The sequence below is a fragment of the Paenibacillus sp. FSL F4-0087 genome (assembly GCF_038020215.1).
In the GTDB taxonomy this organism is placed as follows: Bacteria; Bacillota; Bacilli; order Paenibacillales; family Paenibacillaceae; genus Paenibacillus; species Paenibacillus taichungensis.
Map to the genome: position 1 here is coordinate 6,819,770 of NZ_JBBODJ010000001.1, position 13,845 is coordinate 6,833,614.

Below are 13,845 nucleotides of genomic sequence, written 5' to 3' on the forward strand. Positions count from 1 at the left end.
TCCTCTGTCTATGTTCCCATTCAATTGCAACTCTTCTTCAGCATACCCCATCCGGTTAAAATTGAAAATGACTCGAATGGGCCATATCGACGAGACGCCACTTAGTCCAATAAATATATTCATCAAAAAAGAGCCTGAATCACTCAGGCTCTTTCAGCTATAGTTATTGTCTTTATAGTTCTATCTATTCGCCAATCAGGAATATATAGGTGTATTTCGACTTCGCCTCATCCGTAACTTATAAATCTCTGGCAACGCTACACCAATGAGCACTACAATAACCCCGATCCATTGCAATGGGCTCACATGCTCGTGAAGAACAATGGATGAGAGCAGCACCGCGATTGGAAGCTCAACTGCACCAAGAATTCCGGCCATGTCTCCACCAATATGAGGCACACCTACTGCGAACAGTACTGGTGGGATAAAAGCTCCGAAGAAGCCAAGCAACAATCCGAAGACAAGCAGTTGACTCCAAATCAATCCGTTAAATAGGAATGTCGGTGGGAACAGGATGCACAGCAAGATCAGACCCCCAGTAACCATCCAGGCACTGCGAAACGCTGGATGTGCTGATGGAACCGCTTTACCACTGAACATTACAAACAGGGAGTAACTTACAGCCGCCATCAAGCCAAGCGCTATGCCCAAGCCGTTAAACTCTCCGAGTCCCTGTTCCAGAAAACCAGCTGCCAGCAATGTGCCGCCAAACAGGATAATCAAAGTCAGGAATGTTACCTTGTCAGGACGCTGACGTTTGCTCACAGCCTGGATCAATACACTAATCCAAGTGAATTGGAACAAAAGAATAATAGCCAGTGACGCGGGGATATACCGCAAAGACTGATAATAGACAAGACCGGTAATGACCGTTGGCGTCCCTGCAGCCATCAATAGCAGACGCTGCTTCCACGTTAATTTCTGAAGAGCTTTTGCCACGGCTGCTGATGGTTTTCCATCTGCCTGTGACTTCCGTTTCATTCTAAACTTCGAGTATAATGCCAGCATCCAGGACAGGATGAAGCCCGTGATCAGCTGTGTGCCCACGACCTCTCCAAGTTTGTACCCTTCGCCGTAAGCCAGAACCACAATTGTGGATAATATGCCATAGCTCATCGCTCCTGCGAGAACGGACAGATAATATTTCATTGTAGATAAACCTCCTGATGATCGAAAAATGCGTCTGCATGTTTGATCCATGCCAAGGTCACAGACACCATCCAAATGCAAAAATCCTAACTACGAGCAAGGAATACAATGATTCCCTGGCATCGTAGTTAGGAAGTATAGGCTTCCCGTAGAGACCCTCGCCCTGTGTACACTTTCGGCCTGCGAGGTTATACGAAATGAAATATGCACTTGTTGTTTGCGATTCGTGTGTGACGACTTTTCATATATTACATGGGAGGTGAGGTGGTGTCAACCCTGATTCACAATTTAAATTTTTTTAATTCAAATTCAAAGTAAACAACATGCGTTATTGCGTCATTTTACAGATGAAGAATCCCATGTTAACGTTTGCTGCAATCCTTCTTTGAGACCATTTAAATCCAATCCGTCCACTGCAAAGGCTTCTCGGATCAAAGGAGGAGCCACAAATTCGTCATATTTACCAAGATAAGTCGCTTCATCTTCTGAAAGCAACGCAGATGCGTCTTCTGCTGCTCGACACTCACTCATGATCTCGGCCAAAAGTGTGCGGCCATCCACTTTGCCTGACACGACAAAATAATAAGGCTCCATAGGTACAACAGATCGCAAGGCGAGCTTGTAAGACAAATTGTGCTTCATCAAACGTTCCAGTGTGCGGAAAGATTTGCTCCCCACCCAAGGTAATACATACAAGGAATCTCCTCCAGCTGGAATGACAACCTGCTTCAGTAAACCACTTTCACGTGCAAGTCGACGGGCGCGTTCCAATCGATTTACCGCTTGCGGGGACAGATAGGGATATATCACCGTGTCTGATAGTACTTCACGCATTTTCTGGACAACCGACGTATGAATGTCCCCACCCGCACCCAGCCACAACGTATCCACTTTGCCTTTGGCCGCCTTCACATACACAGATTTATGCTTATGATCGACCTCTTCCACTTTCCACAGTTTCCCGGCAAGAGAGAAACAGTATCCAGGTGGCGGCACGGTTGTAATCGACCCGATCTCCTCGGAACCGTTCAGCACTTTGTGCTCTTCATCATCTTTGAACACCGCGTAAAAGCGATAGTTATTCACGATTTTCTCACCTGTAAGCCCAATGATTAACGTCCGATCTTCTGTCCACTGCAGATGATCGGTCTCAATCAGATAATTCAGAAAAAGCTGATATTGATCTACACGAATCTGCGCGAATGGTGCGAGCGAAAGTATAGCCTCCGCCAGTTCTTTGGGTTCAGCCTCCCCCATGCTTTTCAGCATGCTCATCGTCTGATGATAGAGCACACCCATCGGCATCTTACGGGCCTCAAGCGGTTCAACCCACTTGGTCTTTACATACAATTCAATAACAGCAATAGCCCGCATGAGTGTCCATGGCATTCGAGCAGGCAATTGAGCTTCCTCATCCTCTTCTTCCGGACATACAAAAAGCATCTCGGAAGCCATATCCTCACGCCTGCCTGACCGTCCAAGGCGCTGAACAAAACTCGATGCACTATAAGGTGCTCCAAGCTGTACAACCCGCTCCAGTTCACCCAGGTCAATGCCCAGTTCCAACGTTACGGTAGCCGCAGCTACTGCTGGCCCTGATCCGGTTCGTAAGGCGGCTTCGGTCTCTTCTCTCAACATCGCGGATATGCTCCCATGATGAACATGGAATACGTCCCGCTCCTGTCTCCGCGCGGCGACACGCCGCATCTCAAGTATAGTGACTTCGGCATCCGTCCGGCTATTGGTGAATATTAAAGCCTTTTTGCGATGTGTACTCTCATAGATGAAGTCGTAATAGACCTTACGTGCGTTATGCAAATGTTCCGCCTGTTCTTCATCCCGTGCATCCGGAAACGAAAAATGCTCCACCCGCAGACGCAGCTTGCGGCCACCGGGGGAAGAAACCACATCCACCCCCTGGTTAGTTCCGGCAGCGAGCCAGGCTGTAGCAGCATCATAATCACTTAGTGTCGCAGATAATCCCACTCTTCTCGGTTTACATCCAGCCATACGTTCAATTCGCGCCAGCTCACTCAGTACCTGAATGCCGCGATCCGCTCCCATGAATGCATGAACCTCGTCAATAATGATATACCGCAGATCATGAAATAACGCCGGAATGGCATTGGGACGATTCATCAATAGACCTTCGAGCGATTCAGGCGTAATTTGAAGCACACCGGATGGACTTCGCATGAGACGTGTTTTCTCTGCCTGAGGCACATCTCCATGCCAGTGCCATACCGGAATATTGCCCTCGGACAGTAAGTCCTTTAGTCGCTCGAATTGGTCGTTAATGAGTGCCTTAAGCGGCCCGATGTACAAGATGCCCACCGATTTGGAGGGCCGTTCATGCAGCTCGGTCAGTGCAGGAAAAAAAGCCGCCTCCGTCTTACCGGATGCTGTGCCTGCCGCAATCAGCATATGATGCGGGGTATGAAAGCAAATGTTGCAAGCTTCAATCTGGGCAGGCCGAAGTGATTCCCATCTTTTTTTATAAATAAATTCCTGTACAAAAGGTGCCAGTCGATAGAAAGGGTTCTCACTCATAATTCAAACTCCGCTAGAAAATCATCCAGATCATCAGTAGATGATGAGTTCGTTCCTTTTCCTGTTTCCTGCGGTTTGACTGCTCGCTCACCAAGCAATTGAGCATAGGTCACTTCAGGATTCTGATGGAGTGTATGCAGCACATCCATGAAGTCCCGTACCACTTCACGTGTGGTCAGTAACTCATCCGCGCCGAGCCGATTGACCGCTGTTTGCATAAAATCAACTAAATCCTCATCCGTTAGACTTGCACTATATCCAAAATGCAGGGCATGAATCTGACGCAGCTTCTGCAACAGAATCAAAATCTCTTCATGGGATAACATCGAAAGTTTCAGGATCGGTCCGGTATAATTCGCGTATTCTCTTGCTGCATACCGCCCATCGATGAGTCTGGAGCGAAGTGCTTCATAACTGAATAGTCCGCGTCTTTCATCCTCCACGAATTGTGGTGTACCGCCCACAAAAATGCCGAGGTGTTCTGCTTTACCCTGCATCGTATCATTGAACATGGTAAGCAGTTTCTCGTAGTTGCTTTGCCGGGATATGCTGTTTGTAATTTTGTACAGATTCACCGCTTCATCTATGAATAACAGCAGTCCTTTGTAACCGATCCGCGCCGTAAATTCGGCCCATAATTTGAAGTAGTCATACCAGTTATCATCGTCAATGATGACGCCGACAGCCAGCTCTTTCTTGGCTTCGGTCTTGGTTGCGAATTCCCCTCTCAACCAGCGCAGCGCCGCTTGTTTGCAGTCATCATCCGCCAATTTATAGCCGTTCCAGTACGAAGCTAGCACCTTGGCAAAATCGAATCCATGCACCAAATTCTGCATTTCGTTTGTCACTGCATAGATCTGCTTTTCGACTTCAGCAGGAAGAGCCGGATCATCCGGGCGCAAGCCCTGACTTTGCATCGCTTGCTGCTGAAGACCAGCGATCCATTTCTGCAAAATCGGTTCCAGTGCCCCGCCATCCGGTCGTGTACGAGTAGACAGACGAGTCATCAGCTCACGATATGTTGCGAGCCCTTGACCTTTGGTTCCCACCAGTCTGCGCTCAGGTGACAAGTCGGCGTCCGCCACAACGAATTCCCGATCCATCGCATAGTTCCGAATCATCTGCAACAGAAAACTTTTCCCACTCCCATACCTTCCTGTAATCAGCTTAAACGCTGCCCCGCCTTCTGCAATATTGTCCATATCTCGCAAAATCGCGTCCACTTCAGACTTCCGACCAACAGCAATCTGCTCCAGTCCGATTCGTGGCACAACGCCTGCGGTCAACGAATTCACTAGTGCGGTAGTCAGCCGCTTCGGTATTTTAAGTTCTGCCACTTCCCAATCACCTCTTCACATGTTCAAACACATTCATATAATCCGAAACTATAAGATCACCATCAATCAGAAGGTCACCAATCGTTTCCATGGCCACATCATTAATTTCATCCAACAGGAGTGCAGGCATCGTGCCATATTGCTCAGCCACCCGCATCAGCTCCGTATCCGGGTTGACACCAAGCAAGGCATAAATTGCCTGTACATGCTGCGGAGACAGCATTTCAGAGAACTGTATCCACTCTTCATCCAGATCAGCAGAAAAATCCGCCTCCCATTGTAATGATAATGGCTCGGTATTCCCATTTTCTTGAACTCCGTCAGTTTTAAGCGCTCCCTCAAAGCCAACCTCCGGTTGGTTAGACTCCTCAGCTCTTTCAGCTTCATCCGTTGAACTTTGAATCGCCATAGAAGCTTGGCTGCTCGCATTGTTCGCACCCTCATCTTCGGTTGTATGATTTTCCTCGATCATGAGTGCTCTGCGCACATATTCGCTTTCCTGTTGCAGCGATGCAAGTTTCTCCGCATCAATTCGAACTATTGGTTGCTCTACTACTGGCATTTGCTCGACGGCAAAGGCCTTGTCCAGATAACGTTCAATCACGTTTGCAAGCTCAGGTTCAAGGGTCTTTCCACGAAGTCGCCCTCTGAAGCCGAGCAGTTCACGGCATTTATTTTCCGTGCATCGAAAAACTCGAGTTACAAACTGGATAAAATCTGCATGCTCTCCAATCGGAACATATGTCATTCGAACCGACTTTCCATAAATGGATTCGTCATATACGGCTTTTCGAAACAGCGCACGTTCGATAGTCCTTTCATGATTTAGCTCAAACTGATCCAATATGCCTGCCATGCGTGTACGCAGCAGATAAGAATCCACCAAAACCATAACTCGGGGAATGTACTGTTCCAGAACTTTCATGCCGCCATCTCTGTAAAATTTGCTGAGTGTAATGTCATAGTCATAATATCTTTGTAACAGCTTTAGCGAGATATCCGATATATTGCTGCTCAAGAGCCGTTGCAATTCCTTATCAAGAATCTCCGGTGGCAGAAATCCACTCGAAAGCTCCACTATCTCGGATAATGACATGTTCAACTCATGTACGAGATCATAATCAATAATCCATTCCTGCATGTACACATCCAACTGCGGAAGCCGTTCACGATAGTTCATCCATAGTTGTTTTAATTGGTTGAAGCCTTCCTGTGGTTCCTGCCAACCAATTCCGTTAATCAGCTCATAAATATGCACAAACAGATAGGACAGATCCGTGTCAGGGAAACGTCCTTGCCGAACTTCAGTCCTCCAATACATATACCACTGGCGCTGGGGTTCGTTCATCACTCCATAAGTCGGCCAATAACTCATAAAAGGAACAAAGGGAGCCTGCTCCCCTTCCACTTCAATGAGTTGCCTTGCTTCCTCTACAAACCTTTTCTCAGAAGACAATATGCCGCCAGGTAATCTTATATCAAAATCAGCACGGACAATCGTTGAACGATCAGGAACCGGGACTGCCGCTGTGATAGGCTCTTCGCTTAGATCTATCTCCATAAATTCCAGTTGTCTTGAATCCTCTTTCATTGAATTCCGTTTCACCGTCCTCTGCGTGTGAATACGAACAAGTGTATCCATATTCATCATTATAACACTTGTCCTGCGCCTGCGGTGATGAAAATAATACTTTCCTTTGTGATAGAAAAAAGAGAGGCATTCAAACTGATATCCAGTTTAAATGCCTTCCCTTATACACCTATCTGCATCCTTTATAGCAAGGTTAGTCCAACTTCATATCAAACCACGATCGTCCGATTTTTCCCGTCACTCTTGGCTTGAGCAAGCGCTAGGCTGGCTTTTTCAATCAGATTCGACATCATCAGCGTCTCCTCAGGTACCATTACCGCACCGCCAACGCTAACGGTGACCACATCACTTGGACTGGACAGATCTCTCTGAATTTGAAGTGCAAGCACATGTTGTCTGATTTCTTCGGCAAGCTCTGCTGAACGTTCCGATGTTGCATTCTTCAGTTTCAACATGAAGGTTCCTCCCCGAAGGCGGGAGATGATGGCATCATTCTGCTCACTGACAACGGCCAGCACTTCTCCAATCCACTGGAGGCATAGATCGCCACCTTGAAGTCCATAAGATGCATTATATGAACGGAAATCATCGATATCTATAATAAACAGTCCCAAACTGCATTTCTCTTGTAAACATTCATTCCAATCATCCTGAAGTTGGGATTTGAATATCGTCTGAAGCGGCATGTCTGTTAACGGATCTGTGTTGAGATAGTTCTCGAGCTGACTGGTTGTCTCCGTATAATGTTCCTGATCATTATGGGATGCCCCGCTGTTCAGGAGCACCATCACTGACGGTTTGCCTGCATGTGTAACAGAAGCCAGTGTGATCTCTAGCAGTAAGGACATGCCAGCTGCTGTGGTAAAGTATGTCTGGTTGGTAAACAAACGCGTATTGTTGAGCTTCAGTTCCTCCAGGTTTTGCTGCAAAATCGTTTTCGTCTTGTCAGGCACAAATCCCCTGAAATCCTTGCCGATGAGAGATTTGGAATTTTCATAACCAAGCAGTTCGGCTGCCTTGTTATTGCAATAAATGATGAACCCGTCCGTCAACGTAAAAAAGGCTACCGGTGAAAATTCCATCAACTGCAAATAGCGCTGCTCATTTTGTCGTAAAATACGTGCATTTTGCAACGCTTGCTCTTCCGCCTGAACGAGCTGGTTTTCCGTCTGACGACGCACGATGGTTTTGAGCAATGGCAGCACATTCAGTTCCTTCGTTGTCCACGGATAAGAGGTAGACTGGACGACCTCTCTCCATTTTTCGAAGGATTTCCGGGGAGACAGACGCATGCCATCATCGGTTTTGATCACCGCTTTGGCTGGATCACCTGCCCAATCCACAAGCTGAACCACTTCAGGCCGGAACCAGATGATATAATGATGCTGCCCAGGGGATATGGCAACATAAACAATACCCGATGCTTTTTCCTTGTAGGCTTTAGCAGGATCATACTCCAAACTCAGCTTGGAGGTGTGATAACTGTAATCTTCCGACTTGCCCGCCAGCCATGCAGCCAATTCCCGTACTTGCTCTTTTGCTGGCGTATCGCCATATAGCAGCAGTTTATCCTGATAACAAATCGCAGCTCCCGAAGCATCCATAAGACTCAGTAAGGTCTGCTCTTCGCCCTGCAATTCTTCAATAATCCTCGCTGGACTTGTATTCCCAATAAAAATATTAGCAATTTGGGTAGCCGCTTCACGTGACCTGATCTCAGCCTGATATTCATCCAGCTGCTGCCGTTGAAACAGTTCATTTGAGAAGAAGGAGCCCAGGAAGTTACACAAGTTACGAATACGATGGGGTATATATCTGGCTGAATAGTGATGACATGTAATCAGGCCCCACAGTTGGTTGTCATGGATCAGAGAGATGGTTACGGTCGCACCAACACCCATGTTCTGTAAATACTCAATGTGCAAAGGGGATACACTCCGCAGAACCGACAAGCTCAGATTAAGCGGTTTGCCCGTTAAAGGTTGAAGCAGGGGAACAATCTCGACAGGTGTATATTTCACATTCACGATGGTGCGCAACCAATTTCGCAGGTACAATTCCCTTGCCTGTTTGGGAATATCTGACGCAGGATAATGGTGGCCGAGAAACGGCTCGAGCTCTTCCTCACGCGCTTCTGCAATGACCTTCCCATTCCATTGTTCGTCAAATTCATAGATCATGACCCGATCATAACCTAGCATTTCTTTCACTTGCTCGGCTGCAATTTGACTCGCTTCCACCCGATTATCAGTACTTTTAAGCCGGCTGAAGAAGCTGGAAATCCACTCAAAATCATTAACTTCAATATTTCCTTTTTCATAGGAAGGCTCCATTTCCAAAATTAACAGGCCTTCACTTTCATGAATGACAGAAGTGAAGACCTGAGCATGTCCGGAAACGGTAACCGTGAGATCCATATATTGCAGGTCTGATGTTACAGATGCACTGAAGGTGCGTGCCAGTACCTGCCTTGTATTATCCTTGCCAATCAGATGTTCGAGTGGAAGGCCCAGCACCTCTTGCGTAGTAAGACCGAGATGTTCCTCCGTATTTTGGCTGCATTGTACAATAGTCGGTATATTGTTGGTGCTCACAGCCAAGAGCACACCATGAGGTTGAATGAATCCGGGGATATGAATAGGTTCTTTGTCGCAATTGTTTAGATCAATTGGATCATTGGTGTACGTACCCTGATTGAGCAATGTACGGTTAAGCAAATTATTTTCTTTCTTGGACTTCGATTCGGGCATAGCCTGAAAAATCCCCTCTCATGATGTGATAACTCTTATTCTCAACTTACAACTGATCTGTATTTGTATCTGTATTTGTATTGATCCATTCGTCAAGTAATCGGAACGTTTCCGAGGCCGTGTGCACCATGATGTCGTGATCTTCTTCCGCTGTGATGGATTGACGCAGTAGTTCCGTGAACTCCGCCCATCTCGTTCTGGTTTCCGTACCATAAGCATTAAAATATTCCAGCCCCCGATCTGCATCAATCGGCAAGAACTGTGACAAACGTTTGGTCATGATCTGACCTCCGTTCGTAGATCCTTCAATGACGTATAAATAACCGAACAACCTTGCTGGTGTCGAGATATCCGGAAGATCCTTACATAAAGGGACCTGGCTGATTTCCTCTTCACTGGCGCCAAGATTCCGCAGGTCATTTTCAAGCAAGTTCGCTTTTCCTCTAATCCCGATATCCAGTCCCGTGCTTTCCCAGAAAGGCTGCTGTACAGCTTGATCTTCCAATGGTTTCAGGAACCCGTAAAATTTCTCCAGATATTTCTTATACTCTCCCAAGCTAACGGTTTGATTCATAATAGCCTTGGCATACTCGTTTTGTTCCACTTGTCTGTGATAATGAGCTGTCTCACTCTTCAGACGTTCCATAATGGTACTGGCTGTCATGTAATCATCGCCCTTCTATGTCGGATCTCTTCATCAGAATTAAGACTTATACTTAACTAAATGTTCAGTGTAGGTTTGAATGGGTAACCCATTTCATCTAGATAAAGACTCTATGTAAGTATACTTTTTCTTGTAGGAGAAAACTATATGAATCCAGCATCGTTACATTTTGAATACGATTGTTCGTTGTTATATTAACCAGCTACCTATCATCGATTCCACAGCTGTCCGCCCATCTTTCTTTCAACAGGAAAAAGTCCATATCTATGATGCTGTTCATCCATCAACATGATAAACTGTGCATATCCTGTTCTTGGAGGTATGAAGTATATGAATATAACCATTCAACACATAATAGATCACCTTACCGCCAAAGTTGAACTTCCAGAAACCACCGTGGATCAACTGATTACGGGTTCTCCCAACCAAACGATCACAGGCGTTTTTGTAACTTTTATGCCTACACAACATGTGATTGAGCATGCCATACAGCGTGGAGCTAATCTGATTATCGCTCATGAACCTCCCTTCTATAATCATCATAGCCATACCGATTGGCTGGCTGATGATCCAGTTTATGAAACCAAGAGAAAGCTAATCGATAACGGTGGAATTGCGATCTATCGCTGCCATGATGCAATTCACCGCTTTCACCCGGATGGCATTACGGAGGGATTGGTTCAGGCATTAGGATGGTCCCCTTATGTGGTACAGCGTAAACCGGAAGCTGACATTCTATCCTTTCCGGAAGGAATGACAGTTCAGCTTATTGCGGAACATATTAAACGTTCGCTTGAGATCGAATATGTACGCCTAGCTGGTGACCCAAAGATGGTATGCAGACGAGCAGCAGTGCTTGTTGGTTTTCGAGGCAACGGCAATCTGACCATTCCTTTACTTCAACAGGGTGAGTTGGATCTGATTATCGCAGGTGAAGGATTCGAATGGGAGACACCGGAGTACATACGAGATGCTGTGCAGCAAGGAAAACAAAAGGCACTTCTTATGATCGGTCATGCCGAGAGTGAAGCTGTCGGGATGAAGCTTTTGTCAGAAAGATTGGCTACAGCTTTCCCGGAATTGCCTGTTCATTTTATTGGTGAGCAACCGGTGTTTCAAGTATTGTGATCTTGAGCCATCCTGGGTTCTGTCTGGATTTTGCGGAGGGTTTATTGTACTCTAAATGCTATGACTTCTGAGCTGAGGACATTTGTCCTTGGCTTTTTGAGTGGATATATCATTTAATAGAAATCGAAGAAGTAATGACGCGACAAGGAGAGTACAACCATGAGAGGAATTATTTTTGCACTATTAGGCGGTGCATGCATTACCCTGCAAGGGGTTGCCAATACCCGAATCAGTACGGACATGGGAACCTGGCAAGCGGCAACCATTACCCAACTCACCGGGTTCATTCTGGCGGCTCTGATCCTTGTATTCGTGCGGGACATCAACCTGCAAGGATTGAAGCAAGTCAAGCCCATGTACTTGGCAGGAGGCGCGTTTGGTGCAGTGATTATTTTCAGTGAAGTCACTGCAATCCAGCAAATTGGGGTAACTTTTACGATCTCCGCCCTGTTGATTGCACAGCTTTTCCTGACCTTTCTGGTCGACAGTAACGGATGGTTTGGTGTTGTGAAGCAGAAAATGAAACTACCGCAATTTCTGGGTATAGCATTAATGGTTACGGGCGTCATTATTATGAAGCTGTAGCTGGTCGAGTATAAAGTCGGGGGTGAAATACATTATGGAAGAGTTTCAGAATGAGCATCAATTATTGCACTATTTAAAACAATATCAACTCGAATCGGTATTTCACGAGCCCCTGCGTCCGCATATGACGTTATGCCACTTCGAGAAGTGCGAATTAATCTGCCGTGAAGGCGAAACATCCGAATATTTATATGTACTGGTCGAGGGGAAAGTCAAAATCTTCACGACCTCACCACAGGATAAAACACTCGTTCTTTGCTTCAAAACACCGCTTGAAGTGGTTGGTGATATCGAGTACGTTCGGGAGAGTAACATCGTGAACACGGTACAGGCGGTCTCACCTGTCGTGATGCTGCGCATTCATTATCAATGGTTAGCTGAACTTGCCAGCGATTACGCACCCCTGTTGAAATTTCTGCTCCAAATTATATCCCACAAGTTTTACATTGATTCGAACTTCTCCAACTTCAACCTGATGTATCCGGTCGAGGTTCGATTAGCCAGCTATTTGCTCTCCATCTCTACCGAAGAAGCGGGGACTGTTGTCCACGAAGAACTGGACGCCTTTAATTTGACAGATATCGCGAATCTGATCGGTACGAGTTATCGGCATTTGAATCGGGTGATTCAGAAGCTGTGTGCAGATGGATTAATCATGCGGGATCAGGGCTTTATTATGGTCAAAGATCGGGCAGGTCTGGCAGAAGTGGCGGGTCACAACATCTATGAATAAGGAGATCTCTATCCTATGATCATTACAGGTATTTTGCTAGCGTTACTGGCAGGTTCTCTTGTCAGTCTGCAGACCATCTTTAATAGTAAGGTAAATGAACGTACCGGCTCGTGGTCCACAACAACGATGGTGCTGTTCACCGGGTTTATTGCATCGTTTCTGATTTCTCTAATGGTGGAGGGCAAAAATACGTTTAGCTTCCAACATATGCAGCCCTGGTACTGGCTTAGTGGAGCCATCGGTGTTGGGGTGGTCTTCTGTCTCGTTCAGGGGATGAAGCTGCTTGGTCCCACCTTTGCGATCTCTATCGTACTTACATCCCAGTTAAGTTTCGCCTTGCTGTTTGATTCCATGGGATGGCTTGGACTGGAGCAGATCCCATTCTCGTGGAACCAGCTTCTGGGCGTTCTTGTCATCGTTGGCGGTATTGTGTTATTCAAGTTTGGCGGTAGCAAATCTGCAAAATCGAAAAAATCTCCTGGTGCATTGCAATCCGACTCATAGGAGAACAATAAAAAGAGTGTCTGTCCAATCCGTTGATTGGCTAGACACTCTTTTTGGCAATCGAACCACGTTTCGCTTAATTCGCTTAAACGAACTCTACGTTATGGTACACTTGCTGAACATCTTCAAGATCTTCGAGGGCATCAATCAATTTTTCGAATTGAGCCTGTGCATCCTCGGGAAGTTCAATGTGGTTTTGCGCAAGCATCGTCAGCTCGGCTACTGTGAACTCAGTAACACCGGCAGCTTTAAATGCTTCCTGTACAGCGTGGAATTGATCCGGTTCTGCATATACGATCACAGCATCGTCTTCGTCCACGATATCACGTACATCCACATCTGCTTCAAGCAGAAGTTCCAGTACTTCCTCGGAGTTTTTGCCTTCTACCCCGATTACCGCTGTAGGATCAAACATATAAGCAACCGATCCGCTCACACCCATATTACCCGCGTTTTTGTTAAATGCAGAGCGCACTTCCGGTGCAGTACGGTTCACATTATTGGTGAGGGCATCCACGATAACCATGGCACCATTGGGCCCGAATCCTTCATAACGCAGTTCTTCATAATTTTCGTCCCCGCTGCCTTTTGCCTTTTCCATGGCACGGTCAATAATGGCTTTGGGTACGTTATACGTTTTGGCACGTTCCAGCACGACTTTCAGTGCGCGGTTCGCTTCCGGGTCCGGTTCGCCCTTCTTGGCAGCTACATAAATCTCAACGCCGAATTTAGCATAGACCCGGCTAGTATTTGCATCTTTTGAAGCTTTTTTTTCTTTAATATTATTCCACTTACGACCCATATCGTTTCCGCTCACTTTCAACATATAATCTGCTTTCTACTTTGTCATTATA

General features: G+C 46.3%; 11 protein-coding genes. 4 read left to right on the forward strand and 7 right to left on the reverse strand.

The features are described 5' to 3' along the window. Positions 1-195 precede the first annotated feature (195 nt). From MHB84_RS30680 to MHB84_RS30705, 6 genes are all read right to left on the reverse strand, one after another. A complete protein-coding gene (locus MHB84_RS30680) occupies positions 196-1,149 on the reverse strand; it encodes an EamA family transporter (RefSeq protein WP_076291079.1) in 954 nt (317 codons plus the stop codon). Between the two features lie 336 nt (positions 1,150-1,485). Continuing rightward, on the reverse strand, positions 1,486-3,699 hold the full coding sequence (locus MHB84_RS30685) for a DEAD/DEAH box helicase (protein ID WP_076291078.1): 2,214 nt from the start codon (positions 3,697-3,699) through the stop codon (positions 1,486-1,488). After that, positions 3,696-5,036 carry an ATP-binding protein gene (locus MHB84_RS30690; protein ID WP_076291077.1) on the reverse strand — a complete coding sequence of 447 codons (1,341 nt, stop codon included), beginning with the start codon at positions 5,034-5,036 and terminating at the stop codon, positions 3,696-3,698. Before MHB84_RS30690 ends, MHB84_RS30685 begins: the two co-directional genes overlap by 4 nt. A gap of 7 nt (positions 5,037-5,043) precedes the next feature. Further along, positions 5,044-6,627: a TerB N-terminal domain-containing protein gene (locus tag MHB84_RS30695; protein ID WP_175382634.1), complete on the reverse strand. Its 1,584-nt coding sequence runs from the start codon at positions 6,625-6,627 to the stop codon at positions 5,044-5,046. Positions 6,628-6,836: 209 nt separating this feature from the next. Then, positions 6,837-9,377, reverse strand: a complete 2,541-nt coding sequence (locus MHB84_RS30700; protein WP_076291075.1) for a diguanylate cyclase domain-containing protein — start codon at positions 9,375-9,377, stop codon at positions 6,837-6,839. A gap of 46 nt (positions 9,378-9,423) precedes the next feature. Next, positions 9,424-10,041, reverse strand: a complete 618-nt coding sequence (locus MHB84_RS30705; protein WP_076291074.1) for a biliverdin-producing heme oxygenase — start codon at positions 10,039-10,041, stop codon at positions 9,424-9,426. Between the two features lie 330 nt (positions 10,042-10,371). Here MHB84_RS30705 and MHB84_RS30710 point away from each other — a divergent pair, with 330 nt between their 5' ends. The 4 genes from MHB84_RS30710 (at position 10,372) to MHB84_RS30725 (ending at position 12,991) form a co-directional block, all read left to right on the forward strand. Next, a complete protein-coding gene (locus MHB84_RS30710; RefSeq protein WP_076291073.1) occupies positions 10,372-11,169 on the forward strand; it encodes a Nif3-like dinuclear metal center hexameric protein in 798 nt (265 codons plus the stop codon). Positions 11,170-11,328: 159 nt separating this feature from the next. Further along, positions 11,329-11,754 carry a DMT family transporter gene (locus MHB84_RS30715; protein ID WP_024633836.1) on the forward strand — a complete coding sequence of 142 codons (426 nt, stop codon included), beginning with the start codon at positions 11,329-11,331 and terminating at the stop codon, positions 11,752-11,754. A gap of 34 nt (positions 11,755-11,788) precedes the next feature. After that, complete coding sequence (locus MHB84_RS30720; RefSeq protein ID WP_076291072.1) at positions 11,789-12,487, forward strand: Crp/Fnr family transcriptional regulator; 699 nt, start codon at positions 11,789-11,791, stop codon at positions 12,485-12,487. Between the two features lie 18 nt (positions 12,488-12,505). Continuing rightward, entirely contained in the window at positions 12,506-12,991 is a 486-nt protein-coding gene (locus tag MHB84_RS30725) for a DMT family transporter (protein ID WP_076291148.1), read from the forward strand. Positions 12,992-13,076: 85 nt separating this feature from the next. Here the strand turns inward: MHB84_RS30725 and MHB84_RS30730 are convergent, their stop codons facing one another. Beyond that, positions 13,077-13,793 (reverse strand): YebC/PmpR family DNA-binding transcriptional regulator, encoded by a 717-nt coding sequence (locus MHB84_RS30730; RefSeq protein ID WP_064640900.1) that lies wholly within the window; start codon positions 13,791-13,793, stop codon positions 13,077-13,079. Between the last annotated feature and the right edge of the window lie 52 nt (positions 13,794-13,845).

What these genes read in the sequence shown, in the direction of transcription:
- MHB84_RS30715 (WP_024633836.1), top strand. Translation starts at nt 11,329, where the DNA reads ATGAGAGGAATTATTTTTGCACTATTAGGCGGTGCATGCATTACCCTG.
- MHB84_RS30710 (WP_076291073.1), top strand. Translation starts at nt 10,372, where the DNA reads ATGAATATAACCATTCAACACATAATAGATCACCTTACCGCCAAAGTT.
- MHB84_RS30695 (WP_175382634.1), bottom strand. Translation starts at nt 6,627, where the DNA reads ATGAAAGAGGATTCAAGACAACTGGAATTTATGGAGATAGATCTAAGC.
- MHB84_RS30685 (WP_076291078.1), bottom strand. Translation starts at nt 3,699, where the DNA reads ATGAGTGAGAACCCTTTCTATCGACTGGCACCTTTTGTACAGGAATTT.
- MHB84_RS30680 (WP_076291079.1), bottom strand. Translation starts at nt 1,149, where the DNA reads ATGAAATATTATCTGTCCGTTCTCGCAGGAGCGATGAGCTATGGCATA.
- MHB84_RS30700 (WP_076291075.1), bottom strand. Translation starts at nt 9,377, where the DNA reads ATGCCCGAATCGAAGTCCAAGAAAGAAAATAATTTGCTTAACCGTACA.
- MHB84_RS30730 (WP_064640900.1), bottom strand. Translation starts at nt 13,793, where the DNA reads ATGGGTCGTAAGTGGAATAATATTAAAGAAAAAAAAGCTTCAAAAGAT.
- MHB84_RS30720 (WP_076291072.1), top strand. Translation starts at nt 11,789, where the DNA reads ATGGAAGAGTTTCAGAATGAGCATCAATTATTGCACTATTTAAAACAA.
- MHB84_RS30705 (WP_076291074.1), bottom strand. Translation starts at nt 10,041, where the DNA reads ATGACAGCCAGTACCATTATGGAACGTCTGAAGAGTGAGACAGCTCAT.